The sequence below is a fragment of the Paenibacillus sp. FSL K6-1217 genome, from assembly GCF_045040735.1.
Taxonomy (GTDB): Bacteria; Bacillota; Bacilli; order Paenibacillales; family Paenibacillaceae; genus Paenibacillus_AQ.
The window spans coordinates 6,055,612-6,081,385 of record NZ_CP150271.1 but is presented as its reverse complement, the minus strand read 5'-3'; the positions used below and the strand labels follow the sequence as shown (position 1 = coordinate 6,081,385).

The 25,774-nt window shown below is 53.5% G+C and carries 20 protein-coding genes, 12 tRNA genes and 2 rRNA genes; 7 read left to right on the top strand and 27 right to left on the bottom strand.

Annotated elements, in window-relative coordinates:
- The 14 genes from MHH28_RS26865 to MHH28_RS26800 all read right to left on the bottom strand — a co-directional run bounded on the left by MHH28_RS26865 (position 1) and on the right by MHH28_RS26800 (position 6,543).
- A tRNA-Pro gene (locus MHH28_RS26865) sits at positions 1-74 on the bottom strand.
- Between the two features lie 130 nt (positions 75-204).
- A tRNA-Arg gene (locus MHH28_RS26860) sits at positions 205-281 on the bottom strand.
- Positions 282-291: 10 nt separating this feature from the next.
- Positions 292-366 (bottom strand) — tRNA-Gly (locus MHH28_RS26855).
- Between the two features lie 7 nt (positions 367-373).
- Positions 374-457, bottom strand: a tRNA-Leu gene (locus MHH28_RS26850).
- Positions 458-473: 16 nt separating this feature from the next.
- Positions 474-549: transfer RNA gene (locus MHH28_RS26845), tRNA-Lys, on the bottom strand.
- Positions 550-573: 24 nt separating this feature from the next.
- A tRNA-Gln gene (locus MHH28_RS26840) sits at positions 574-649 on the bottom strand.
- 211 nt (positions 650-860) lie between these two features.
- A tRNA-Asp gene (locus MHH28_RS26835) sits at positions 861-938 on the bottom strand.
- A gap of 73 nt (positions 939-1,011) precedes the next feature.
- Positions 1,012-1,085: transfer RNA gene (locus tag MHH28_RS26830), tRNA-Met, on the bottom strand.
- Positions 1,086-1,117: 32 nt separating this feature from the next.
- A tRNA-Val gene (locus MHH28_RS26825) sits at positions 1,118-1,193 on the bottom strand.
- 116 nt (positions 1,194-1,309) lie between these two features.
- Positions 1,310-1,384, bottom strand: a tRNA-Glu gene (locus tag MHH28_RS26820).
- Positions 1,385-1,535: 151 nt separating this feature from the next.
- Positions 1,536-1,625 (bottom strand) — tRNA-Ser (locus MHH28_RS26815).
- Positions 1,626-1,628: 3 nt separating this feature from the next.
- Positions 1,629-1,704: transfer RNA gene (locus tag MHH28_RS26810), tRNA-Asn, on the bottom strand.
- A 61-nt stretch (positions 1,705-1,765) separates the two neighbouring features.
- Positions 1,766-4,692 (bottom strand): 23S ribosomal RNA (locus MHH28_RS26805).
- Positions 4,693-4,982: 290 nt separating this feature from the next.
- Positions 4,983-6,543 (bottom strand): 16S ribosomal RNA (locus tag MHH28_RS26800).
- Together the 16S and 23S rRNA genes with 12 tRNA genes alongside form the textbook arrangement of a ribosomal RNA operon.
- A 399-nt stretch (positions 6,544-6,942) precedes the next feature.
- Between MHH28_RS26800 and MHH28_RS26795 the strand changes: the two genes are divergently transcribed.
- Positions 6,943-7,068, top strand: a complete 126-nt coding sequence (locus MHH28_RS26795) for a DUF4023 family protein (protein ID WP_076081926.1) — start codon at positions 6,943-6,945, stop codon at positions 7,066-7,068.
- A gap of 182 nt (positions 7,069-7,250) precedes the next feature.
- Here MHH28_RS26795 and MHH28_RS26790 read toward each other — a convergent pair whose 3' ends face one another.
- Both MHH28_RS26790 and MHH28_RS26785 read right to left on the bottom strand, forming a co-directional pair.
- The gene (locus tag MHH28_RS26790; protein WP_405107277.1) at positions 7,251-7,967 is read right to left on the bottom strand and encodes a hypothetical protein; all 717 of its coding nucleotides are present in this window, start codon (positions 7,965-7,967) and stop codon (positions 7,251-7,253) included.
- A gap of 107 nt (positions 7,968-8,074) precedes the next feature.
- Positions 8,075-8,617, bottom strand: a complete 543-nt coding sequence (locus tag MHH28_RS26785; RefSeq protein WP_405107274.1) for a GNAT family N-acetyltransferase — start codon at positions 8,615-8,617, stop codon at positions 8,075-8,077.
- A gap of 282 nt (positions 8,618-8,899) precedes the next feature.
- Between MHH28_RS26785 and MHH28_RS26780 the strand changes: the two genes are divergently transcribed.
- Positions 8,900-10,438: an acyl-CoA synthetase gene (locus MHH28_RS26780; protein ID WP_405117263.1), complete on the top strand. Its 1,539-nt coding sequence runs from the start codon at positions 8,900-8,902 to the stop codon at positions 10,436-10,438.
- Between the two features lie 136 nt (positions 10,439-10,574).
- On the opposite strand, the gene MHH28_RS26775 is transcribed toward MHH28_RS26780, so the two are convergent.
- Together MHH28_RS26775 and MHH28_RS26770 are read right to left on the bottom strand one after the other, a co-directional pair.
- Complete coding sequence (locus MHH28_RS26775; protein ID WP_405107271.1) at positions 10,575-11,147, bottom strand: hypothetical protein; 573 nt, start codon at positions 11,145-11,147, stop codon at positions 10,575-10,577.
- A gap of 102 nt (positions 11,148-11,249) precedes the next feature.
- A complete protein-coding gene (locus tag MHH28_RS26770) occupies positions 11,250-11,690 on the bottom strand; it encodes a HEAT repeat domain-containing protein (protein WP_341186978.1) in 441 nt (146 codons plus the stop codon).
- A 210-nt stretch (positions 11,691-11,900) separates the two neighbouring features.
- Between MHH28_RS26770 and MHH28_RS26765 the strand changes: the two genes are divergently transcribed.
- Positions 11,901-12,848 carry an NADP-dependent oxidoreductase gene (locus MHH28_RS26765; protein ID WP_405107268.1) on the top strand — a complete coding sequence of 316 codons (948 nt, stop codon included), beginning with the start codon at positions 11,901-11,903 and terminating at the stop codon, positions 12,846-12,848.
- Between the two features lie 58 nt (positions 12,849-12,906).
- Entirely contained in the window at positions 12,907-13,410 is a 504-nt protein-coding gene (locus MHH28_RS26760; RefSeq protein ID WP_405107265.1) for a hypothetical protein, read from the top strand.
- Positions 13,411-13,434: 24 nt separating this feature from the next.
- Here the strand turns inward: MHH28_RS26760 and MHH28_RS26755 are convergent, their stop codons facing one another.
- Positions 13,435-14,145, bottom strand: coding sequence for a DUF554 domain-containing protein (locus MHH28_RS26755; RefSeq protein WP_405107263.1), 711 nt, complete (start codon positions 14,143-14,145; stop codon positions 13,435-13,437).
- Positions 14,146-14,471: 326 nt separating this feature from the next.
- On the opposite strand from MHH28_RS26755, the gene MHH28_RS26750 reads away from it, so the two are divergent.
- A complete protein-coding gene (locus tag MHH28_RS26750; RefSeq protein ID WP_405107261.1) occupies positions 14,472-15,668 on the top strand; it encodes a nucleotidyltransferase family protein in 1,197 nt (398 codons plus the stop codon).
- A gap of 184 nt (positions 15,669-15,852) precedes the next feature.
- Here MHH28_RS26750 and MHH28_RS26745 read toward each other — a convergent pair whose 3' ends face one another.
- The 6 genes from MHH28_RS26745 to MHH28_RS26720 all read right to left on the bottom strand — a co-directional run bounded on the left by MHH28_RS26745 (position 15,853) and on the right by MHH28_RS26720 (position 21,609).
- A complete protein-coding gene (locus tag MHH28_RS26745) occupies positions 15,853-17,649 on the bottom strand; it encodes an ABC transporter ATP-binding protein (protein ID WP_405107258.1) in 1,797 nt (598 codons plus the stop codon).
- 13 nt (positions 17,650-17,662) lie between these two features.
- Positions 17,663-18,121, bottom strand: coding sequence for a lasso peptide biosynthesis B2 protein (locus MHH28_RS26740; RefSeq protein WP_405107255.1), 459 nt, complete (start codon positions 18,119-18,121; stop codon positions 17,663-17,665).
- On the bottom strand, positions 18,118-18,423 hold the full coding sequence (locus MHH28_RS26735) for a lasso peptide biosynthesis PqqD family chaperone (protein WP_405107252.1): 306 nt from the start codon (positions 18,421-18,423) through the stop codon (positions 18,118-18,120). Before MHH28_RS26735 ends, MHH28_RS26740 begins: the two co-directional genes overlap by 4 nt.
- Positions 18,420-19,358: an aldolase gene (locus MHH28_RS26730; protein WP_405107249.1), complete on the bottom strand. Its 939-nt coding sequence runs from the start codon at positions 19,356-19,358 to the stop codon at positions 18,420-18,422. Before MHH28_RS26730 ends, MHH28_RS26735 begins: the two co-directional genes overlap by 4 nt.
- A gap of 171 nt (positions 19,359-19,529) precedes the next feature.
- On the bottom strand, positions 19,530-19,655 hold the full coding sequence (locus MHH28_RS26725; RefSeq protein WP_036694602.1) for a paeninodin family lasso peptide: 126 nt from the start codon (positions 19,653-19,655) through the stop codon (positions 19,530-19,532).
- Between the two features lie 28 nt (positions 19,656-19,683).
- Complete coding sequence (locus MHH28_RS26720; RefSeq protein ID WP_405107246.1) at positions 19,684-21,609, bottom strand: asparagine synthase-related protein; 1,926 nt, start codon at positions 21,607-21,609, stop codon at positions 19,684-19,686.
- 272 nt (positions 21,610-21,881) lie between these two features.
- Here MHH28_RS26720 and MHH28_RS26715 point away from each other — a divergent pair, with 272 nt between their 5' ends.
- Both MHH28_RS26715 and MHH28_RS26710 read left to right on the top strand, forming a co-directional pair.
- Positions 21,882-22,466, top strand: a complete 585-nt coding sequence (locus MHH28_RS26715) for a GNAT family N-acetyltransferase (RefSeq protein ID WP_405107243.1) — start codon at positions 21,882-21,884, stop codon at positions 22,464-22,466.
- A gap of 30 nt (positions 22,467-22,496) precedes the next feature.
- Positions 22,497-23,372 (top strand): GNAT family N-acetyltransferase, encoded by an 876-nt coding sequence (locus tag MHH28_RS26710; RefSeq protein ID WP_405107240.1) that lies wholly within the window; start codon positions 22,497-22,499, stop codon positions 23,370-23,372.
- A 364-nt stretch (positions 23,373-23,736) separates the two neighbouring features.
- Here MHH28_RS26710 and MHH28_RS26705 read toward each other — a convergent pair whose 3' ends face one another.
- Both MHH28_RS26705 and MHH28_RS26700 read right to left on the bottom strand, forming a co-directional pair.
- Entirely contained in the window at positions 23,737-24,393 is a 657-nt protein-coding gene (locus MHH28_RS26705; RefSeq protein WP_405107237.1) for a M48 family metallopeptidase, read from the bottom strand.
- 34 nt (positions 24,394-24,427) lie between these two features.
- A complete protein-coding gene (locus tag MHH28_RS26700) occupies positions 24,428-25,762 on the bottom strand; it encodes a hypothetical protein (protein ID WP_405107235.1) in 1,335 nt (444 codons plus the stop codon).
- Between the last annotated feature and the right edge of the window lie 12 nt (positions 25,763-25,774).

Sequence of the window (25,774 nt, the reverse complement as noted above, 5' to 3'; positions counted from 1 at the left end):
TCGGGATGACACGATTTGAACATGCGACCCCCTGGTCCCAAACCAGGTGCTCTACCAAGCTGAGCTACATCCCGATAATAAAAATGGCGCGCCCTGAGAGATTCGGATGCTGCACATCCGATTGCGAAGTGATCCTATCGAAGCCTATGCTCCAACGAACTCGTTCGAATCTGAGGACACTTTGTTGAATCAATGATGTGATAATGGCGCGCCCTGAGAGATTCGAACTCCCGGCCTTTTGATTCGTAGTCAAACGCTCTATCCAGCTGAGCTAAGGGCGCAAAATCTATATGGAGCGGACGACGGGAATCGAACCCGCGACCCTCGCCTTGGCAAGGCGATGCTCTACCGCTGAGCCACGTCCGCAAAAACATGGTGCGCGTGAAGGGACTTGAACCCCCACGTCGTGAAACGCCAGATCCTAAGTCTGGTGCGTCTGCCATTCCGCCACACGCGCACACGTTACAAGAAAATGGTGAGCCATGAAGGACTCGAACCTTCGACACCCTGATTAAAAGTCAGGTGCTCTACCAACTGAGCTAATGGCTCTCATAAGAGAAACATTCAAAAAAATGGCTGGGGATATAGGAATCGAACCTATGGAATGACGGAGTCAAAGTCCGTTGCCTTACCGCTTGGCTAATCCCCAATATTATAATTAGCAGAACACTACGGAATCGGATGGATACTCTATACTTCGAGATATAGGATGCTCAATCCCTTACACCTTGATACAAGGATACAATAAAAATGGCGGAACCGACGGGATACTCTTCACTCCGTTAGGAGATTGCGAAGTATTCCTTTCGAAGCTTATGCTTCAACGAACCCAGGGATTTCTCATCCCTTACGCCATTAAATGGCGGAACCGACGGGATTCGAACCCGCGATCTCCTGCGTGACAGGCAGGCATGTTAGGCCAACTACACCACGGTTCCATGTTGGCATTTGGGTCCCCCGGAAAGTATTCGGAATATGCTTCAGAGCAAATCTTCCACTTGTGGGGAACAATTGCGGGGGCAGGATTTGAACCTGCGGCCTTCGGGTTATGAGCCCGACGAGCTACCGGGCTGCTCCACCCCGCGTCATTGAACAATATCTATTCGGTTAAGATAGATGGTGGAGGCTGAGGGGTTCGAACCCCCGACCCTCTGCTTGTAAGGCAGATGCTCTCCCAGCTGAGCTAAGCCTCCATATATGACTCGTATGGGATACTCTCCACTCCGTTACGAGATTGCGAAGTATTCCTTACGATGCTTATGCTTCAACGAACCCAGGGAATTCTCATCCCATTAATCGAAGAAGAAATTGGTGACTCGTATGGGATTCGAACCCATGTTACCTCCGTGAAAGGGAGGTGTCTTAACCCCTTGACCAACGAGCCATGCTGTGTAAAAAGTATTCAGTGAAAAGTAACGCTACGGAGAGAGAGGGATACTCTTCACTTCGTTACGAGATTGCGATGTAGTGCTAACGAAGCTTATGCTCCAACGAACCACGGAGGGTTCTCATCCCTTTGCAGGGAAGTAACGCTACGGAGAGAGAGGGATTCGAACCCTCGAGACGCTTGTGGCGCCTACACGATTTCCAATCGTGCTCCTTCGGCCAAACTCGGACACCTCTCCATATGGCTCCCCGAACAGGACTCGAACCTGTGACAACTCGATTAACAGTCGAGTGCTCTACCAACTGAGCTATCAGGGAATATACATATCAGGCTTGATCGCCTGAAAACTGAATCCGAAACGAATCTGTGTATTAGAAATTGGATAAGCCCTCGACCGATTAGTATTGGTCAGCTCCATGCATTGCTGCACTTCCACCTCCAACCTATCTACCTCGTCGTCTTCAAGGGGTCTTACATACTGGGAAATCTCATCTTGAGGGGGGCTTCACGCTTAGATGCTTTCAGCGCTTATCCCGTCCGTACGTAGCTACTCAGCCATGCTCCTGGCGGAACAACTGATGCACCAGCGGTACGTCCATCCCGGTCCTCTCGTACTAAGGACAGCTCCTCTCAAATTTCCTGCGCCCACGACAGATAGGGACCGAACTGTCTCACGACGTTCTGAACCCAGCTCGCGTACCGCTTTAATGGGCGAACAGCCCAACCCTTGGGACCTACTTCAGCCCCAGGATGCGATGAGCCGACATCGAGGTGCCAAACCTCCCCGTCGATGTGGACTCTTGGGGGAGATAAGCCTGTTATCCCCAGGGTAGCTTTTATCCGTTGAGCGATGGCCCTTCCATGCGGTACCACCGGATCACTAAGTCCGACTTTCGTCCCTGCTCGACTTGTAGGTCTCGCAGTCAAGCTCCCTTATGCCTTTGCACTCTGCGAATGATTTCCAACCATTCTGAGGGAACCTTTGAACGCCTCCGTTACTCTTTAGGAGGCGACCGCCCCAGTCAAACTGCCCGCCTGACACGGTCCCCGTACCCGATAAGGGCACCAGGTTAGAACCTAGATACGATCAGGGTGGTATCCCAACGGCGCCTCCGCAGAAGCTTGCGCTCCTGCCTCACCGGCTCCCACCTATCCTGTACAGATCGTACCCAAATTCAATATCAAGCTGCAGTAAAGCTCCATGGGGTCTTTCCGTCTTGTCGCGGGTAACCTGCATCTTCACAGGTATTAAAATTTCACCGGATCTCTCGTTGAGACAGCGCCCAAGTCGTTACGCCATTCGTGCGGGTCAGAATTTACCTGACAAGGAATTTCGCTACCTTAGGACCGTTATAGTTACGGCCGCCGTTTACTGGGGCTTCGGTTCACAGCTTCGGATTGCTCCTAACCGCTCCCCTTAACCTTCCAGCACCGGGCAGGCGTCAGCCCGTATACTTCGCCTTGCGGCTTCGCACAGACCTGTGTTTTTGCTAAACAGTCGCTTGGGCCTTTTCACTGCGGCCCCCTCGGGCTATTCACCCTACCGAGGCACCCCTTCTCCCGAAGTTACGGGGTCATTTTGCCGAGTTCCTTAACGAGAGTTCTTCCGCGCGCCTTAGAATTCTCTTCTCGCCTACCTGTGTCGGTTTGCGGTACGGGCACCTTCTCCTGACTAGAGGCTTTTCTTGGCAGTGTGAGATCATGACCTTCGCTACTATAATTTTCGCTCCCCATCACAGCCCAGCCTTAGTAGTGTGCGGATTTGCCTGCACACCAGCCTCACTGCTTAGACGGACATCCATCAGTCCGCGTCACTACCCTCCTGCGTCACCCCATCGCTCATAGCGGATTACGGTGGTACAGTAATTTCAAACTGTTGTCCTTCGACTACGCCTGTCGGCCTCGCCTTAGGTCCCGACTTACCCTGAGCGGACGAGCCTTCCTCAGGAAACCTTGGGCTTTCGGCGGATCAGATTCTCACTGATCTTTTCGTTACTCATACCGGCATTCTCACTTGTATGCTGTCCAGCGCTCCTTACGGTACACCTTCAACCCACATACAACGCTCCCCTACCCCAGATGCAACGCATCTAGCCATAGCTTCGGTGGTGTGTTTAGCCCCGTTACATTTTCGGCGCAGAGTCACTCGACCAGTGAGCTATTACGCACTCTTTCAATGGTGGCTGCTTCTAAGCCAACATCCTGGTTGTCTGTGCAACTCCACATCCTTTCCCACTTAACACACACTTGGGGACCTTAGCTGATGGTCTGGGCTGTTTCCCTTTTGACAATGGATCTTAGCACTCACTGTCTGACTCCCGGCAAGAAGTAAATGGCATTCGGAGTTTGACTGAGCTTGGTAACCCTTGCGGGCCCCGCACCCAATCAGTGCTCTACCTCCACCACTCCATTCACCGAGGCTAGCCCTAAAGCTATTTCGGGGAGAACCAGCTATCTCCGAGTTCGATTGGAATTTCTCCGCTACCCCCACCTCATCCCCGCATTTTTCAACATGCGTGGGTTCGGGCCTCCAGTGCGTGTTACCGCACCTTCACCCTGGACAGGGGTAGATCACACGGTTTCGGGTCTACGTCCACATACTTAGTCGCCCTATTCAGACTCGCTTTCGCTGCGGCTCCGGCTTCTCACCTTAACCTTGCATGTTAAACGTAACTCGCCGGTTCATTCTACAAAAGGCACGCCATCACCCCTAAAACGGGCTCTGACTTTTTGTAAGCACACGGTTTCAGGTTCTATTTCACTCCCCTTCCGGGGTGCTTTTCACCTTTCCCTCACGGTACTGTTTCACTATCGGTCGCCAGGTAGTATTTAGCCTTAGCAGATGGTCCTGCTGGATTCATACGGGGTTTCACGTGCCCCGCACTACTCGGGATCCGTCTCGGAGGGAACACAGTTTGGGCTACAGGGCTTTTACCTCTATCGCGGGCCTTTCCAGACCTCTTCGCCTACTCGATTCCTTTGTAACTCCATGTGAGACGTCCCACAACCCCAAGAGGCAAGCCCCTTGGTTTAGGCTGTTCCGCGTTCGCTCGCCGCTACTGACGGAATCACTATTGTTTTCTCTTCCTCAGGGTACTTAGATGTTTCAGTTCCCCTGGTCTGCCTCTACGTATCCTATGTATTCAGATACGAGTAACTGCGAATTACCACAGCTGGGTTTCCCCATTCGGACACCCCCGGATCAAAGCTTGCTTACAGCTCCCCGAGGCAGTTTCGTTGTTCGCCACGTCCTTCGTCGGCTCCTGGCGCCTAGGCATCCTCCGTGTGCTCTTAGTAGCTTAACCTCGATTTTTCCGTCAGGAAAATATCGGACAATGAATTTCTTCAACGTCTGTATTTCCTTCAAGATCATCGTAGCATCGCCATTAATTCAAAACTTGTTTACACAAGTTCAGCTTAAAGGAATGTTCTAAAACGCAAATTCGTTTCGGTATCCAGTTTTCAAGGATCAAGTCTTACTGAGAGTTTGAGCTCTCAAAACTGACCAACGAGTGAGTGTTTGAACCCAAGGGTTCATTGTGGAAGCAAAGCTTCCGATTTGAATGTTTCCATTGCAGGAAACGATTCTCCATAGAAAGGAGGTGATCCAGCCGCACCTTCCGATACGGCTACCTTGTTACGACTTCACCCCAATCATCTACCCCACCTTCGGCGGCTGGCTCCCTTGCGGGTTACCCCACCGACTTCGGGTGTTGTAAACTCTCGTGGTGTGACGGGCGGTGTGTACAAGACCCGGGAACGTATTCACCGCGGCATGCTGATCCGCGATTACTAGCAATTCCGACTTCATGCAGGCGAGTTGCAGCCTGCAATCCGAACTGAGACCGGCTTTGCTGGGATTGGCTCCACCTCGCGGCTTCGCTTCCCGTTGTACCGGCCATTGTAGTACGTGTGTAGCCCAGGTCATAAGGGGCATGATGATTTGACGTCATCCCCACCTTCCTCCGGTTTGTCACCGGCAGTCACTCTAGAGTGCCCAGCTCTACCTGCTGGCAACTAAAGTCAAGGGTTGCGCTCGTTGCGGGACTTAACCCAACATCTCACGACACGAGCTGACGACAACCATGCACCACCTGTCTCAACTTTCCCCGAAGGGCACCTGATGCATCTCTGCTTCGTTAGTTGGATGTCAAGACCTGGTAAGGTTCTTCGCGTTGCTTCGAATTAAACCACATACTCCACTGCTTGTGCGGGTCCCCGTCAATTCCTTTGAGTTTCAGTCTTGCGACCGTACTCCCCAGGCGGAGTGCTTACTGTGTTAACTTCGGCACCAAGGGTATCGAAACCCCTAACACCTAGCACTCATCGTTTACGGCGTGGACTACCAGGGTATCTAATCCTGTTTGCTCCCCACGCTTTCGCGCCTCAGCGTCAGTTACAGCCCAGAAAGTCGCCTTCGCCACTGGTGTTCCTCCACATATCTACGCATTTCACCGCTACACGTGGAATTCCACTTTCCTCTTCTGTACTCAAGTCACCCAGTTTCCAGTGCGACCTCAGGTTGAGCCCAAGGTTTAAACACCAGACTTAAATAACCGCCTGCGCGCGCTTTACGCCCAATAATTCCGGACAACGCTTGCCCCCTACGTATTACCGCGGCTGCTGGCACGTAGTTAGCCGGGGCTTTCTTCTCAGGTACCGTCACTCCGGCAGCAGTTACTCTACCGGACGTTCTTCCCTGGCAACAGAGCTTTACGATCCGAAAACCTTCATCACTCACGCGGCGTTGCTCCGTCAGGCTTGCGCCCATTGCGGAAGATTCCCTACTGCTGCCTCCCGTAGGAGTCTGGGCCGTGTCTCAGTCCCAGTGTGGCCGTTCACCCTCTCAGGTCGGCTACGCATCGTCGCCTTGGTGGGCCGTTACCCCACCAACTAGCTAATGCGCCGCAGGCCCATCCCCAAGCGGCAGATTGCTCCGCCTTTCATTCTCTCCTCAGGAGAAGAAAGAAATTATCCGGTATTAGCTACCGTTTCCGGTAGTTATCCCAGGCTTGAGGGCAGGTTGCCTACGTGTTACTCACCCGTCCGCCGCTAAGTTTGAAAGGAAGCAAGCTTCCTTTCAAACTCCGCTCGACTTGCATGTATTAGGCACGCCGCCAGCGTTCGTCCTGAGCCAGGATCAAACTCTCCAAATTGGTATTTAGAAAGAGCGATTGCTCATTTTGAAACATCTGACGAGAATTTTCATTCTCATTTTGGATCTCGCCGAAGCGATCTCCGATACTCACTCGTTGTTCAGTTTTCAAAGATCAAGCTCGTTGTTAGTGTCGATGTTGTCGTCACCAGCAACTCTTATAATATATCACATCCAGCCAATCAATGCAAGCTCTTTTTTTCAACTTCTTTTCGAGCCAGGACTTGATGTTTCGCGGCCAGAAATAGAATATATCATGTATAGCAATTCGTTGCAAGAATTATTTTATAAGCAACATCTTCGAATGATATTAGCCTTATGTGGGTAGAATAACCGAGTATCTAAACGTTAGCTCTGGAAGCCGGAAGCTTACGTAATCAAACGTTATAGGGGGATCATAATGGACACTCATGAATTCGTGGAGAAGTTCCAGGAGAATCAGCGTAAAGCGCTAAAGAACAGAAAACGGGGTAAAGGTACCCCTGGCGCACGGCTGGCCAATAAACAGCATAGCTCCAACAAATAGTACATCCAGAAATAGCACCTCCAGCACATCGCATCCAGCGCAAACATTGACGTCCCGTTAACCTGCCAGGCTCCGGCTTGTGCGGGATGATTGCTCCATTACAAGCACAATACAAAACAGAAAGGGATGTCCGCGCAGCCAGTTACGGCTTGCGTGGACATCCCTTTTGCATGAATAGTTATTTATTTACTCAGTTTCGCTACACCTACAGCCACTTTCTCGATTTGCGCTTTGCTGAGTGATTTGTCAGCGGAGCTGATGGTTACGAAACGGTCGGCCAGCTTGAAGGTCAGCATAGGCGTATCCGAAGGGGTGTACCATTTCGCCTCTGTTCCATTGGAGAGCTTCACTGTGCTGCTGTTATAGCCCTCGGAATAGTCACGCGGCGAGATATTCACCCGCATTTTGTTGAAGAGGAAGCTTACGCCGTCACCGCCGCCTGCAACCTTCTGGAAAGCATCTCCGCTGATCATCTGTGTAGGGGCATAGGCTGTCTCAAAGCCCTCGAATTTCGCAAACTCCTTAGCAATCTGCTCCTTCTGTGCTGCACTGTATTGTACCTCTGTCAGCTTCACAGCTGAACCATTATCCGGCGTGGTGGTCCCTGTTCCAGTGCCAAGGATAACCTCATTCGTGGAGGCGTTGAATGTAACCGGCACTTTCAGCGCATCTGCCATCGCCCGGACCGGAAGATATGTCGTATCCTTATAAGTGATCGGCGCCATGGTTTTACCGTTGTTATCTACCGGGGTGTAGGCTGCTCCGTTTACTTTGAATCCGATGCCGTGGTTAAGATAGGCGCTGATCTTCTGCATGTTCGTTCCTGCGTAGACACCTGCTGAACCTGTAACGGCCATTCCGAATACCATAGTGGCTATGATCATTTTTTTGCTTTTCATTGAATATCGTCTCCCTTAGTTGTGATGTTAGTGTGTGTGTTCCTTGCTATAGACTTATTAAACCATTAACTTGTTTCCAACTTGTATCCGGATTGTAAAGAAGTAATTCAAACGCTCAACCCATACACCTCTGTGTACAAAATATCTCTGAAGCGGCAGAATTCCTCCATCGTTACCGGCTCCGGGCAGGTCATAATACGCAGTGGAAGCTCAGCTTGTCCTGCACGCAGCGGCGGCTGCACGTAATCATAGGGATTCAGGTGGAAGCCCAGCCGCTCATAGAATCCGATCCTTCTCCGCTCCAGCTCGCCGTCCGGCGGCTCTACCTCAAGCAGCACCGGCTTGTCCGAACGCATGAGATAGCTGCTCATCAGCTTGTGGCCGATCCCTCCGCTCCGCCGCTGGGGATTCACGGCAATATGCTCAATAAACCGCAGTCCGGGAAATTCCCATGCCGCCAAAAAAGCCAATATCCGCCCCTCCGCATCCTTACTCGTATATAGATGATAATTCGGATGCTCCAGTAAAGCCTGCTGTCCGCTGCGGGTGCGGAGCTCACTTACCGGAAAAGAAGCTTCCATAATAGCGAATATCTCATTAAATTCGGTTTCATTAATAACTGTTGCATTGATCACTGTATTCCGGTCCATTGCCGTTGCCTGCTTTCTGCCGCTTCGCTGGGCGAAGGGCTCTAAGGTATTGTACCCGTATCCGGTTAAGAATACTTTCCAGGGATTCTTTAAGCATCAAGAAGCTTCAAAATAAAGACTGTCACACAACGTTCTCCGGTGTCCTGTGAGCCGATTAGCATCTGGTACTAGGAGAACATGCTATACTGAAGTTAACAGATACATCATCACGATTATATAGGAGAGGTTCATTTGGATAATCAACGCTGGATCGCACCTGAATTCTACAATCTCACTTCGGAAATGGAGCAGCATCCTGAAGACAAGATTGCAATTAAATGGTTACATGAAAACGGGAGCCTGGAGCAAATCACCTATGGTGCGCTCATGGCTCAGGCTAACCGTCTCGCTGGCGGGCTGGCCGCACTCGGACTTACGCAGGGCGACCGGGTCCTGGTCATGGTGCCCCGCCGGATTATCGCCTATGCGATTTATCTGGCCTGCCTGAAGCTGGGACTGGCTGTTATTCCATCATCTGAAATGCTGCGGGCGAAGGATCTCTCGTACCGGCTGCGCCATTCCGAAGCACGGGCTGTGATTGTCTGGTCCGAGGTTACCGGTGAAGTGAACAAAATCTCCGATGACCTGCCCGCACTGGACTACCGCCTGTCTGTCGCAAGCGGCGAGGCTGAGCCAGAAGAAGGCTGGATCGACCTGGAGGGTCTAATGATAGGACAAGCGGATTCGTTCCCTGCGGTTGCCAGCCGCCGTGATGATATCGCCATTCTGGCCTATACCTCCGGCACAACCGGCAACCCCAAAGCAGTCGTTCATACCCACGGCTGGGGATATGCCCATCTGCGGATCACTTCCTCCCTCTGGTTCGATATCCGCGAATCGGATACGGTCTGGGCTACCGCCGCACCGGGCTGGCAGAAGTGGATCTGGAGTCCGTTCCTGACGGTACTCGGCAACGGGGCAACCGGCTTCGTCTATAACGGAGCCTTCCATCCGGAGCGCTACCTGCAATTGCTGCAGGACGAGAAGATCCAGGTATTATGCTGCACTCCAACTGAATACCGCCTGATGGCGAAGACTGAGGGTCTGGCCGATTACGACCTGTCCAATCTGCGCTGCGCCGTATCCGCCGGTGAACCGCTGAATCAGGAAGTCATTCACACGTTCCAGCAAAACTTCAATATTACAATCCGTGACGGCTATGGACAAACGGAGAGCACACTCATCATCGCAGCGCTGAAGGATGAACCGATCCGGGTCGGCTCCATGGGCAAATCGATTGCCCCCGGCATTGTCGAGGTAATCGACGAGGACGGACATCCGCTGCCTGCCGGAGTGGTCGGCGATATCGCCGTACATCTGAGCATGCCTGCCCTGTTCCAGAACTATTATAAAGATCCCGAGCGCAAAACGAACTGCTCGCATGGGGAGTATTTCGTAACGGGCGACCGGGCGCGCAAGGATGAGGACGGTTATTTCTGGTTCGAGGGGCGCGGTGATGACATCATCATCAGCTCGGGCTATACCATCGGACCATTCGAGGTGGAAGAGGCGCTGATGAAGCATACCCTCGTTAAGGAATGCGCTGTGGTCGCAAGCCCGGATGAGATCCGCGGCTCGGTCGTCAAGGCTTTTATCGTGCTGAAAGACGGCCATGCCGGAACACCGGAGCTGACCAAAGAGCTGCAAGCCCATGTCAAGGAGCAGACCGCCCCTTACAAGTATCCGCGCAAAATCGAATACATTACAGATCTTCCGAAGACAACCTCCGGAAAGATCCGCAGAATCGAGCTGCGTGAGCAGGAAAAGCAGGCTAATCTGTAGCAAGAGCTGCTCTATCCAGGGAATCCTGCAAATTAGGCAGCTATATCGCCAGCCGAAACTATAAAATCCCCGTTCCTACAGTGATGTAGGACGGGGATTTTTGTGTTTTTGGACGCCTAAGCGTGCAGCACATGCCTTACTCGGACCAATATTCCGCTTCCGGGTTGAGCGTCGCGCCTACCTCGCCTTCTTTTACCAGATCGCAGTCCAGATACCCTTCCTCATCCAGGAAATAGACCTCCTGCTTATAGAATTCACACAGTGTCTCCAGGAACTTCTCCGGTGAATCGTACATTACCACCAGATCGCCGTAGTCGTGCAGCAAATCACAGATCCGTTCCACCCCTTCTTCAGAGCGGTAGTAGCAGATATAATCACTTCCATAGTTCGTCAGCAGCGGCAAGATGGTTCCACCGCCGGTGTATCCCTTCTCCTGAAGAATCCCTGACAGTATGTTCACTTCATGGCCGTATTCCCCGATATGAATCAGCCGGTAGCCCGGAATGAACTCCAGCAGGCTGGGATCTTCCTCAGCGCCGCCCGTTCCCAGAACCGTATCATAGATTGCCCGCAGAAGCGCAGGCACTTCGGATGTAAACTCTAATATCGCATCACTGCCTCCTGCCGGAGCCTTCCCCAGACTGGCGGTGTACCCGGGACGCAGCTGCGTGGACAGCTTAAGGAATTCCTGAAATGTACCAGTAAGCATGTAATCATCCTTTATCACAAAAATATAGCGGAGCCATAGGGAACGCCCCTATCTCTCCGCTTGGTGCTGCCATGCTAATGTGCTATGTTATTTTGAGATTGGTTACTTGGCAGCCGAAGCCCACATCTTCTCCAGCCACTGATCGAAATCCGCGCCCTTCTCGCCTTCATAGGCATCGTAGACATCAACCCGCATCTTCTTCAGCTTCTCTTTGAATTCTTCGTAAGAATGGTCCTTAGGCAGGCTCTTCTTAATCCGCAGAATAATCTTGGATACCCCTTTGAACAGTTCTGCTTTGTTCTTCGATGGAACCTTGACCTCTTCGCCAAAAGCCACCAGCTTGTGATATGCAGCTTCTTGCACGGTATATACAGGATCGCTGATCATCAGGCGATTCAGGATATCGATAATTTGTTTGTGGTTGTAGCGGCCCAGCTCTTCTACTGCTTCAAGACGCGCTCTCCAGTCTGCGGAACGGCCGGCGGCTTTCTTCAGTTCGTCATAGTTCTCTGGCAGCTCTTGGATGACTTCTTCATTATTCAAGCGTTACAATCCCCTTCTTGGTTAAATCTGATATATCGAACGTAATCATCTTACCTAGTGCAATTCTACCGTACTGCGCGGCTTGATTTCAATCTTTTGTCCAAACATTCGCGTAAAAAAGCCTGGAATGACTGATTTTGACTAACGGCAGCCGAATGAGTATAGTATGTACCAAATATTCCGCCAGCCGAATAAGGAGGCTTATTACAGATGAAAGCCATTGCCATACACGTGACCGGCCCGTCCGGGGATTTAACAGAAATAGAACTCCCTTTGCCCATTCCGGGTGAGCTGGAGGTGCTGATTGAGATGTATGCGACCTCAGTTCATCCGGCAAATTGCAGGATACTGGATGGAGCACGGACTGCCGGCGGGGCCCGCCCAGCTTCCCGGTCGTTCATCCCGGGTGTTGCTGTAGCCGGAATCGTTGCAGACACCGGTGCAGGGGTGAGCCGCTTCAAGCCTGGCGACGAGGTATTTGGTCTGAAGCCCGCAGCCGAGGGCGGAGGTTATGCGGAATATGCATTGGCCAGGGAGGATGAGCTGGCGCTTAAGCCACCGGCGTTATCCTTCGAAGTTGCCGGGGCGTTACCCGCTGCCGGGCTTACGGCCTGGCAGGCGCTGTCAGCCGCCAAGGTCGCAAGCACGGACCGCGTGCTGGTGCAGAACGGTACCGGAGGAACCGGCAGCTTCGCAGTGCAGCTGGCCAAGCTCCGGGGAGCCACGGTGATCACTACCGTCAACGGCGATGAGGGGCTGGATGCCGCTTGGGGAATTGGGGCTGATCAGGCGATTAACAGCGGCGGGCAGGATTTTGCCGCGATTCTGGGCCAGAGCATCGATGTGGTGATCGATACCGCAGGAGGCCATGCGCTAAGCAGAAGCTTCGCGGTACTGACTCCGGGCGGAAGGCTGGTCTCCACTGCCCAGCCTCCTGATCCGGCCCTGGCTGCACAGCAAGGAATTACAGCAGCTTATCTGACTCCCGCCGCCGATCCCTACCAGCTGACCGAGCTGGCCCGGCTAACGGCTGGAGGGAAGCTCCAGGCGCTGATCGGCGGTTCTTTTGCGCTGAGTGAAGAAGGACTGCGCACTGCACATGCGCTCAGCGTAAGCGGGAAAGCGCGGGGTGTTATTGCTATTACAATTAAAAAGTAGAGAATAACCGGAGCATACGCATTAGCCGTAGCTGTACGAGCGAATCTGACTATACTGTGTGCAACCTCATTTTCATCAGCCGCAGTATATGGTAATCTCCCCATTGAAGCTGCACAAATTAGGTAAGGGGATGATCGGCATTACATTTATCATTGTATTCACAGGACTATTGCTTGCTGCAGTCATAGTATTTGTCAGGATTCTGCGAATCCGCCGCCAGTTACACGAACAGACGATTATTCTCTCGAACCGTCTTGCCAACTTCTACGGCCGCTCTACACAGGGTCAGGGACAAATCCGCGGTAATGGCTGGCTTCTTATGATAAAGGACGATCTACGATGGGAAATGTATCTGCCCGCCCGAAGCCTGGCCATTCCGCTGAAATCTATCCTGAGTGTCGACACAACCCCTGCACATCTCGGCAAAACCGGCAAGGCCGGCCAGCTGCTGTTAAGAATTACATATACAGACGGAGGACAGGAAGAATGCGCCGCTTGGAAAGTAGATCAAACCCAGCAGTGGGTTAGTTCCATTAATGAGAGACGCAAGCAGGTTCAATGAAGCTCAAGCGGAGAAGTCCCTCCCTCAATTCAGTTGAAAGTTATGGACCAGCACGACCAGCAGCACAGCCACCAGGATACCGGGCAGTAAGTTGGCTACCTTGATCTTGATAATCCCGAGCAGGTTCAGCCCGATTCCGATAATCATCACTCCGCCTGTTGCGGTCATCTCTGCAATGCAGTCGTTCAGCAGCGCATCAGGCACAAACCGGGTAATCTGCGTAGCCAGTAAAGCGATGGCCCCTTGATACAGAACAACGGGAATGGCCGAGAACATCACACCGATGCCCAGCGTTGTAGTCAGAATGATGGCAATGAACCCGTCCATGATGGATTTGGCGTAGAGAATCTCATGATTGCCCTTGATACCGCTGTCCAGCGCTCCCAGAATAGCCATTGCCCCTACAACAAACACCAGGCTTGCCGTGACAAAACCCACCGAGATCCTCCCCCGTCCGCCCGCACCTGCTCTACGCTCCAGCCAATCGCCTGCGCGGCTGAACTTGTCTTCAATATTGATCCACTCCCCGGCCACTGCGCCGATTACCAGACTTAGAATGACAATGAGGAAATTCCCGCTTTTCAGGCCCATCTGTACCCCCAGCAGCATAAGCGCCAGACCAATCGCGTGCATCACAGTGTTCTTCATACTCTCCGGTATCCGTTCCAGCAGCTTGCCCAGCAGAGTTCCGGCAATAATTGCTATTCCATTCACGATTGCTCCGAGCAGTACCATTCCTCTGCAACTCTCCCGTCGATTCATTTCTCTCTTAACCTGCATTATAAGGGCAGCCGTCACTGCGGAGTCAAGATTATTCTCTGCCGGCAGGATTGACAGGCTCCGGGACGCCCCGGCGAAAAATTGACAAATTTCGGTTAGCGGTGGTACGCTCACTAATATCGTTTTTTTAATACAAGTGGAAACGGTTTCGCCGTCCTTTTAAAGGACGGTACCGTTTCAGCGAGAAATAGAAGGATAAGTTATTGTGTGCAACATATAAATTCTTATATTTGAACAAATCCGGTGCGGATCTGTTCACAACTCAGGTAAGGAGCGTCTCTATGACTGACCGGAATATCCTTAATCAGGCAAGCTTAACCAAGGAAGTAACCCTTATTCTTGCACTTCTGAATTCCGGAAATCCAGATGAGACGGCGCGGAAGCATCCGCAGTTGTTCACAGAGGTGAACTGGGACTTATTCGTGGAGCTGAACCGGCAGCATAGGGTCTATCCCTACCTCTATTCCAGGCTGAGCAAGATGGAAGAGAAGGTGGTCCCTTCTGAGGTTCTGGAGCAGCTAAAATGGCAATACCGCAGGAATACGGTTCAGATGCTCCAGCTTAGCGGTGAAATGAGCAATATCGCGGGCCAGCTGGCCGAGCTGAATATCCGCTGCCTGTTCCTCAAAGGGCCGGTGCTTGGGCAGGAGCTGTACGGAGACTTGTCGCAGCGCACCTCCCGGGATCTCGACTTCCTGGTGCCGATGGAACAGCTGGAGGATGCCGAAACCTTGCTGATCCGGCTGGGTTATGTAAAGGAAGACAAATTCGAGAGCCTGCTCGGCGATTGGAAATGGCGGGAGCATCATTCAACGTTCGTGCATCCGCTCAGCAATGTCAACCTGGAGCTTCACTGGCGGTTAGGACCAGGTCCCGCCAAAGAGCCTGCGTTCGACGAGCTATGGCGTCAATCGCGGACCAGCAGCACCTTCGGCCAGAATGTCCGCTATCTGGGGCCGGAGGATCTGTTCATGTTCCTGGCTGTGCATGGAGCCAGACATGCCTGGTCCCGGCTGAGATGGCTGCAGGACATCAAGATGCTGCTGCTGGGACAGCAGCCGCCCGACTCCGTCAAGCTGGTCCGCTTATTGCAGCGCTATAATCATAACGCCATAGGAGGACAGACGCTGATTCTGGCCAACGAGCTGCTGGAGACGCCGGTCGATTCCAGCCTTGCCCCTCTGATGGACAGCCCCAAGGCCCGCAGGCTGGCGCAGGACATTCTGTTCTATCTCCCACGGATCGTGAATTTGAATACTCCTCCGCTGGAGCCGGAGGTTGAGCAGCATTTCAACCGGTATCTGCCCAGCATTCTATCCACCCGAAGCCGGATGCTCCGCTCCGCGAGCTTCCTGTATCCTTATGCTGCGGATGCCAAGACGCTGCCGCTGCCGAGGATGCTGCATTTCTTGTATTTCCCTTTGCGTCCTTTGCTGTGGAGCTGGCGGAAGGTGACGGGTACGGAGAAGGAGATGTAGGCAGGGACAGCCATACCAAAAAGGCAAGTGCTGCGTTAGATTAGCAGCACTTGCCTTTTTACGGTTCCGGAGCCAGGTGGCGGTCAGCCAATGTGATCGGTTTTTCGATTACATTTGGGCCACACACCCACGCAGCACCGAATGTGTTCGGTTTTTCGCCTACATTCGCGTTTAAGGTATACCCTTATCCAACCTCTTCCTGCCCCTTCAATAGCCGGCTGAACATGCCGCCCTTCTCAGAAGCCAGACCGCTATAGACTCCCTGCTGGATGACCCGGCCCTGGTCAATGACCAGAATCTGATCGGCTCCAAGGATTGTGGACAGGCGGTGGGCAATGACGATGACGGTCACCGATGCCTTAATCCGCTCCAGCGCCTCTTGAATCCGCTGCTCGTTCTCAGTGTCGAGCGCACTGGTCGCCTCATCGAGCACCAGAATCGACGGCTTGCGGATAATGGCGCGCGCCAGTACCAGACGCTGCCGCTCCCCGCCCGACAAGCGGACGCCCCGGTCGCCAAGCAGCGTATCCAGTCCGTCCGGCAGCTTGCGGACGAAGTCCGCCGAGGAGGCGAATTCCAGCGCCTCCCACAGCTCCGCTTCCACTGCATCCGGCTTGATCATCATCAGATTATCGCGGATGGTAGCGTTATACAGGAACGGGTCCTGTGCCACATACCCGATGGATCTCCGGTAGGACAGCAGCCGCTTCCCTGTGATTGGCTCGCCGTCCGCCAGGATCTCCCCGTTCTCCGGCTGCATCAGTCCCATAAGCAGATCGACAAGTGTGCTTTTGCCAGCGCCTGATCGTCCGACAATAGCCGTCATCTGCCGGGCGGGGATCATAACATTCACATGCTGAAGTGAATACTGCGGCTCGCTTGCATGATAGCGGAAATCGACATTCCGCGCCTCCAGACTGTGCTTCAGAATCATAGGCTGCACCGGCTCTCCGCCTTGATCCGGGTCATGCTCGACAGCGGCCAGACATTCCTTCTGCAGCAATTGCAGTTGTTTGAAGGAAGGTACTACCGAGGCGAGCTGCTCCAGCAGCGACTGCAGAGTGGAGAAGGTCGGCCATAGCCGGGTGAAGACGAGAATAACCAGCAGCAGATTCGGCCCCTCCACTTGCATGAACCGGAAGGACACGAAGATAAATACGGCAATCAGCAACGTAGAGGACAGCTTATACAGGAGCTGGGAATTAGAACGCAGCCGCGTATAGTCAAGCTGCTCCTGCTTCACCTCGCCGGTGAAGGCATGCAGCCATTCCAGGCGGGACTGCTCCAGATTATTGCTTTTGATATCCTTGATTCCGTTCAGTTGATCGGTAATGCCGCCCAGATACGTCTTGCCCAGCTCCGTGCTGCGGCTGCCCAGCCGCTTCGCCTTGCGGATGAACCGCCGGGAGAAGATGGACAGCAGCGCCGCACAGACGAGAACCGCCACTGTCATCTTGGGGGACAGCCAGAAGGCAAAGGCAATCTGCACAAGAGTGAACAACAGCGAAGTGAGAAACTGCAGGAAGCCGCTGATGCCCGCCAGGACTCTGGCCAGCTCGGTGGTCATCATATTGATCAAATCAGAGGTGCGTTTTCTCAGAAAAAAAGACCACTGTGCCCGCAGCAATGCGCTATAGACCTCATACCGCAGCTGTCTGCCATAGGTCTGCTGAATCTCCACATTGCGGATTGCCACGAACCTTGAGATCAGATTCTGGCAGAGGACAATCAGAACATAACTGCCCAGCACCAGCAGCAGCGCTGTGGACTGCGGCAGTTCAGTGATGAACCCGAGCATGGGAAGATGATAGCCGGCTGCCGCGCCGCCCAGCTGAATGCCGGCCATGCCGAGCATGGGCACCAGCAGCAGAATGGCGGAGCTCTCCAGCAGACCGCTGACCACCATGCCAAACAGATTAAGATACAGCTTCACGCCCGACAACCGCTGAAGCTGCCGGACGTAGTAGATTATCACTTGCATGGACCCACCTCGATTACTCGGCTTGTAACACCTTGGCGAACTTCTCCACCACCACGAACCCCTGCATAGCATCATCCCCGGAGACATAATGGGCTCCACTGCGCAGCCAGGCGTGGGCAATCATTTTTCCCTGCTTATCACGGGCCACCCCCATATAGAGGGTACTCTCAATTCCCCGCTTCTCCAGCATCTTCAGTCCGGCTACCGCGCGGACCATACAGGTGCTTTTCCAGGGAGTATAGCGGCTCATCACCCGGATCGCCTTGGTAATCTGCTGGATGCGGCGAATATCGGAAGGTCTGGACACTGCGGAGGTCTCCCGGGATTTCACGCCAAGCTGCGGGGCCGTCCTGGCAAAGGGGAACAACAGCTGGATTCGGACCAGCATCAGCCGCCATAACGCCTCGGGAATCAGTCCCAGCACGGCTTTGTCATGGATCAGCAGAAGACGGAGCCGCCGCAGGGTCATCATGGCCCGCTAACGATGGAGACAAGATCCTCATTCAGCAGATTTTGCACAAAATCAATGACATCCTGCTGCGCCAGCTCTGCCGGCACCTCAAAGATCTCCTGCATCTTCACGGCAATCTGCCGGACCGATACCGGTGAAGCCAGCGCTTCCCAGATCTCACCGCCGACTTCGCCGAGGTTGTAGTATTTGCCGTTCTTCACATTCAGCATGACCTTCTCGCCGTCCATATCACTTGCGATGTTGCCCTCCCGTTGAACCAGCACCGAATCCAGCGACAGCACTTCTGTAGTATTCATATTCATAGGTTCATCTCCTTCACCTTGGGCATAATCGTCTCAAATATCAATTCCGTCTGTTGCGGTGCACTGAAGCCCTGCCCGGGGCGGGTCAGCCGGTACATCGGCAGCCGGTTCACGAACGAGGCCAGCAGCCCGAAGTGCCATTCTCTGACACCCATCGGGTCTACCAGCGCTTTTTGATAAGTATGATTGTATAAGGTATGAAGCCGGTCCAAGCCGCTTATAGCCTCTACGGCCACCGGCCCGTCCTGCACCACAGACAGTTCAAATATGCCGGCCAGCGGCAGCGGCTCACTCTGGAACCGGTCATGCACCGGTACGGCGAACTTGGTCTCCCGCTGGAACAGCGGACGGTACACAGACGAATTCATTCCCAAATAGTCCAGGCTCTGCTGCCACAGCTTCTGCTGCGGGTAACCTGGAACAGCTAATGGATGTCCATTATGCACCAACACGGGAATAACGTCGTCACTGACCAGGAGATGTCCCTGATCCATTAGATAGGAGGCTAGTGTGGATTTACCCGCACCGGAACGCCCCACCAGCGCATAGGCCTTATTGTCCAGCACAAGTGAGCTGCCATGCAGGGCCAGTATGCCTTTTTGCATCAATACTACGCCCATACAGCTGCCCAGAATGAACAAGCGGATGCTATCCGGGTCGGCGCCTGCTGCAGGAGAGACTGTAATCGTGCTGCCGTTCTGTATGGAAAAAATAGCAGTACCCTTCACCATGAACATCACTTCATGCTCCGCGATGCCCAGATTCGGCGTAATCTTCGGTATCGCTTCCCATCGCTCTGACAGATGGCCTTCAACTACAGACAGGCTGCCTATTCTTCCGGGCTGATCCGTACGGGGAAGCTCCGGCAACGGGAACTCACTGAGGATTTGCAGGCCAAAGGCCTTATAACCGGGGCATTGCACTGTGCCAGCCATACTGCTCACTCCATCTCAGTCAATTTCACCCGTTGTCTTGCGGATGACAAGTGATAACGGCATTGCCGCCCTTTCAAAGGACGGTACCGTCGTTACTTCGGATAAAGGGATAGCCCTGATCCCCCTCCAGCAAGCTAAGAGGGATTAGGGCTGAACGGTAAGGCAGGAAGACTAGGAGTGACTAACGATCTCATCCGGATCGGCTTGGAATGCATCGGCAATGGATACCCCAGGGCCAGCCATAGTCATTTTCACATCCAGCACTTCCAATGCAGGCTTGCTGTATTCCTTTTTCATATTGTCACCCCCTTTCAAGAAACGTCCTTCAGGAGAGCCGCTTCAAAAAGCGGTAGAACACCAGTCCTCGCGTAAGAAGGCGGAAATCCGTGTTAAAGATTAATAATGGTTCGGGCTCACTACCCAGCCGGTCCAAACATCCGGCGAGCCCGGGACGATTCAGGTATGACGAAGTGCGGGGGTCTTGAAGCATCTCCTTCAGCTCTTGCTGGAACTTCTGCCACTGGGGCAGCATACGCGTAATTCCATCCGCCCCCTGAATGCCGCGCCGGGTCTGGTTCAGCCGGACCGTATCCGGCAGCCGCCCCTCCATTGCCCGGCGGATCAGCGAGCGGTCCATTCCGTTCTGGACGTATTGCTCCTCGGGCACCGACATACAGAAGTTGATGACACGCAGGTCATTCGTCGCATCCCGGTCCCATACCCTGTACTTCAGTGACAGCTTGGTAGCCGCCGTTCCGTTCACATTCCAGACATGCGGCTGGCGGAAATGCTCTCTACGGATATCGTACACAGTCTGGGAAGCAGGCGACTGGTCCAGCTCCTTCAGCCGCTCCTGCACCCCTGTCCGCCGGGCAAACTCAGGATGGATCAGCTCCGGCGCAGCCTCCGGCTTTCCGGCGATCAGCTGGCCCAGCGCGGGGAATACCTTGCGTCCGGCAATCTTCAGCATTCTTTTGCGGCTTACTCCCATCGAATCGCTGTACAGTTTGTTCTCCCGGTAAAAGCTGAACCAGCGGAATTCGCGCAGCAGCTTCGCCTGGTAATCCAGCGCCGGTCCCCAGGAGATGCTCCAGTTGCCCCGCTGTCCGCTGAGCAGCACACCGGCATTCTTCAGTCCTGCTTGTTCATATATGCCCCTCAGCCAATAGGAATTCTCTATGAATTTGTAAGGCATCTCCATAATGTCGAGCCATTCGTCGATGTCGCCATAAGAGCTGCGCTCAGGAAAGTTATAGAAGCTGGGCTCAATATTCCCGACATAGTCAATCGTCTCCTGAATATATGGACGTTCATCGGTCACCCGCTGGCCCAGCTTGAATCCTGTGAAGTGATCCAGCGGATACGAGCTGAAGGTGTAGAGCGGCTTGCCTTCGCTGCGAAGCTCCTGCGCTGCAAAGCTGACCACCGCCCCGGAATCCAGCCCGCCGCTTAAGTTCGCGCCTGCTGCTCGGTGGGTACGCAGCCGGTCTCTGACCGCCCGTCCGAACACCTCACGGAATGCTTCCTCATACTCGCCGTTGCTGCGAAGCCGAAGCGGAGCTGGTGTCTGGAAGGTGTAGTACCGGGAGAACGAAACCCCCTTCGCGCTGACCGTCATGGAATGCGCCGGGGGCAGTTGCTCCACGCCCTGATATACCGTGGAGAACATATCCGCGACATCCATCCGTCCCTGGCCCGCCAGATATTCCGAGATCCAGCCTTCATGCAGAGCATGTGCTCCGTCCATTAGCGTGAGTAGTGGATGAATCACGGTGCAGAAGGAGAACTGTGTGCCCGAGCGGCGGAAATAGAGCGTCCGGCTCCCCGAGAAATCCCTCGCCCCGAACAGCTGCTGCCTGCCGGCATCCCAGATCATGAAGGCGAAGTCTCCGATCAGATGCACCGGGGCCTGTTCTCCCCATTTCTCATAGGCCAGAAGAATCAGCAGGCTGTCCGGCATCGACGCCTGATCCTCCCGGACCACCTGAAGTTGTCCGAAGAGCTCGCTGCGGTTATCAATGATGGCGTCAGCCACAATCGCCAGCCTCCGCTGCGGATCATAATAGGGAAGCACCTCGCCCCGGGACTGCGGAGTAATCCACTGCGCGTGGCAGCCCAGGAATAGTCCCTCCGCACTCCAGCCCCGGGCATCATCTGCCGGATAACGCCGCAGCTCCTGCATCAGGCGCGGGCCCAGTTCCGGGTCCAGCGGCCCACGCTGCATAGAATAGATCCCGGCGATTGCGCTCATGGGTTAACCTCCAGCTGTCTATGGATTCAATACCGATTCATTTCATAGGTTCAGTTCAATAGATTCTTAATCGTGAACACTTCTTACTACCTAAGATAACGTTCTTGCCATTAAATGTGAATAGTACCAGAGAGTACTTTAAGGTATCCTTTAGCGTATTGACTATAGTTAAAATCTGTGGTATTGGAACCCTGAAATATGACCTATGGGATATAATGGCTTATACTAAAAGAGATTAATTCACCAAATCCCCTCTACAGGAGCGAGATTATATGAACAATTATTCAATAGACCCCATTCTGATTCCCGTACCGGAGAGCTTCGAAAGCAGCCGCCTGCACATCCGTGCAGCACGGTGGGGGGACGGTCCCGCTGTTAACGAAGCCGTTCGGGAAAGTGCCGATGAATTAAGCCCTTGGATGCCCTGGGCCCAGCGTATCCCGACTGTAGAGGAATCCGAGGTCTCCATCCGGAAATCACGGCTGCAGTTCTTGGAACGCAGCGATATCCGGCTACTGCTCTTCCATAAGTCAACGGGGCAGTTAATCGGGAGCAGCGGCCTGCACCGGATCGACTGGCAGGTGCGTAAATTCGAAATCGGATATTGGGCACACACTTCATACACGGGTCAGGGCTACATCACGGAAGCGGTGAATGCCATTACGGATTTCGCCATACAGGAGTTACAAGCTAATCGGCTGGAGATTCGCTGTGATTCCCGCAATACACAGAGCTCCAGAGTAGCCGAACGTACAGGCTTTACCTTGGAAGGCATTCTGCGCAATGACAAGACCGATGTACAGGGGAACTTAAGAGACACGATGATTTACTCAAAGGTTCGCGGAATTGAATATTAACGTGATTACTTAGCCGAAGGAGCAACTACCATGGATAGCTTTAAATTTGTCTGCAATTATAAAGAGGATGAGATGCTGCGGAACAGCTTTTTCGAGCTGGCAAAAGACACGTTCGAGCTGGAACTGGAACGCTGGTATGAGGAGGGCTTCTGGACGGATAAGTATGTTCCTTATTCTTACGCGGAGGGAGACCGGATTGTGGCGAATGTCTCGGTGAATCTAATAGAGTTAACCATTAACGGGGTGAAGTCCCCTGCTGTGCAGATCGGGACGGTGATGACTCATCCTGACTATAGAGGACGTGGCCTGTCAGCACGGTTGATGGACAAGGTGCTGGAGGAGTATGGGCAAGCGTGTGAATTCATGTATCTTTTTGCCAATGAGTCAGTCTTGGAGTTCTATCCTAAGTTCGGCTTCCACCCGGTGGAAGAGCAGATCTTCTCCATGGCCTGCCCCGGGGGCACTGCCGGTTCTGCGGCAATCCGCAAGCTGGATCTAGACGACCCGCGTGATCTGAGCCTGGTCTCCACCCTTGGAGCGCAGCGGGTACCGGTATCCGAGCGTCTTGGCGTCAACAGCGCCCATGGACTGCTGATGTTCTACTGCCTGAATGTGTTCAGCGATCAGCTCTACTATTTGGAGGACGAGAATCTTATCGCCATCTGCCAGCAGGAGAACAGACAGCTTGAGATCTTCGATCTGATCAGCACACAGCCCGTCTCCTGCGGCGAAATCGCCCTGAAGCTTGCAGATAGCGATACGGAGACGATCGTCTTCCACTTTACCCCGGATGATCCTGACCTGGAGTTGTCAGCCAGCAGCCATTCAGAGGGCCTATTCGTCCGGACTCAGGGCGGGCAGCAATATCCTGCTAACGTTAAGCATCCGGCTACTTCCATCGCCTAGTGAAGCATCAGATTGCAATATGTGAGAACAGCTTAACTAAGTCGCTTGTTGAAGGTTTGCCATGCCCCGATGAAGGTACAAGTGGTATGCTTAATTGCAATCCGTACAACTAAATCGTCTGATGTGCCGCCATATCTCCGTTTAGCTGTATTTCGTACAACTAAAATGCCCTCTGCACCGGGTTCTCACCCATTCAGGCGGATTTAGTTGTACAGACTACAGTTAAGAGAGGAAATCTTTCTTTTCCACTGTTTTTAAGTGTACAGAATACAACTATCACCGAATGTTCGCTTCGGAAAGAACGATAGTCCATACATTACCGCATCTTTAGAATGAATTCATTTCTTTCGATATGTCACATAGGTCACAGCGTCATGAACTGCCCCTGCCGGGCCAGGTACGCTTCCTTCTCCTTATAGTCCGGCATGATACTGCCCAGGCGCCGCCAGAAGGAACGGTCATGATTCATATGCAGCAGATGACACAGCTCATGAATGATGACATAATCGATCACCTCAGGCGGCGCCATGGCCAGGCGGTAATTGAACGTCAGCTTGCCGTCAAAGCTGCAGCTCCCCCACTTGGTCCGCGACTCCACAATCTCCATACTCTTCGGCTTCACTCTGAGCTGCGTCTGGTAGGGCTTGATGCGCTCTGCAATGATTTTCTTCAGACTGGCCGTATAGAATTTCTTCAGCGCAAGCTTCAGCTCCTCCGCATCCGCCTGCCGGTCCCCAATCAGCTCATGCAGCGCATGCTCCTTCCCCAAGTACAAGAAGGCTTCTTCGTCGCCCTGATACGCCTTAACCTTCGGCACCTGCCGGGCCGCCGCATTGCTGCGCAGCTTCTCCAGAATCTTCGGGCCCAGGCTTGCTACAGCACCGAGAATCGCCTCTTCGCCCGTTCCCTTCGGCGCCTTGACGGTGATGAGATCCGAGCCGTCCACCGTTACGGAAAGCTTCTTGCGCTTGGCATATTGGACATGTAACGTCACCAGTTGATCTTCCAGTTGAATCTGCATAGCCACCATCATTTCTGTAATTTCTAATTACACGCTAATACACCGGATAACCGGCAACAAACACTGCCAGATAAAGCAGTCCTCCCGCAATAAATAACGCAGTGAGCAGGATATCCTTCCACTTCTTCTCTTCCGTCAACAGCACAGCCGCGAAGGCCAGCGGAAACGCTACGGCGAAGTAACGCGGAGCGGACAGCAGCCAGGTCGGGGCCACCACGTAGACGAAATAGACGATCATATACGCCATGTAGGCGGGATTCAGCTTCTTCGCACTGCGGAGCATCATGATGAGAACCAGGAAGATCGCGCTCAAATTCGGCAGCCACAGCCCCAGGAACGAACGGTAGTCGGCATCCTTGAAGGTATTCACCGCATACTCCATCTGATATCTCAAGGTATCGAAAAAGAAGTAGAACCGCTGCGACCAGTGCTCCCGCTGATAAATACTGAACTGGAACGCGTTGCCTGTCACACTGTAATTGATGTAGAGATAGGCCAGCAGACCGAAAGAGACGGTCACCAGGGAGATGACGGCCAAGATCAGCTTGTTCGTAAAAGCCTTCCGGGCCATCCCCTTGTACCCGATGGCCAGCTCCCGGGCCATCTCCACGGCAATCGGCACGGCCAGCAGAATCCCCGGGGAACGGGTGAATCCGGCCAGCGCCGCACAGAGGCAGCCCAGCAGCCAGCGCTTTTTGCGTACATAATGAAGTGCCATCAGGGAGAGCAGCAGGAACAGCGCCTCAGTCATGGGAATGAAGAAGAAGAAGGCCGAGGGGAAGATGAAGATATACTTCACTACCCGCAGGGCATTCCTGCGCCCCATATCCAGCCGGGCCAGCTCATAAGCGAACAAGGCTGCTGCAAGCGTGCAGAGATTGGCTACGACAAATCCGGCAGCCATATAATTGCCTGTGAAGAATTGCGCCAGCTTGATCATAACGGGGAAGAACGGCAGAAATACAATATGAAATCTGGGGTCCCCTTCCGTCACATACCCCCGCTCCGCAATGCCGAGGTAAGACATCGCATCAATTCCGCGGAGGTGCCAGATCTCAATGAAGCGGGAGAACAGGCTGCCGGAGCCTCCCTCGCGGAGCACCCAGAATACATAAGCGGCAAGAATCAGCAGCACCCGGCTGACGATCAGCCACAGCACAATCTTCCACCAGGTCCGCTGCCGCTCCTCCGGCGAGTCGTCCGTATTCACTGCCCGCAGTGCGCCGGGGCGCATGATGTACCCGGTTATTGCAGGAATGGCCCGCAGGCCTGTCCAGATAAATAGGGCCAGACAGAGCAGGGAAGCCAGGGTTCCCGCCAGGGTCCAGGTATACACCGACACTGCCCAGACCCAGACGGCTACAATCATAACAAGTATAAA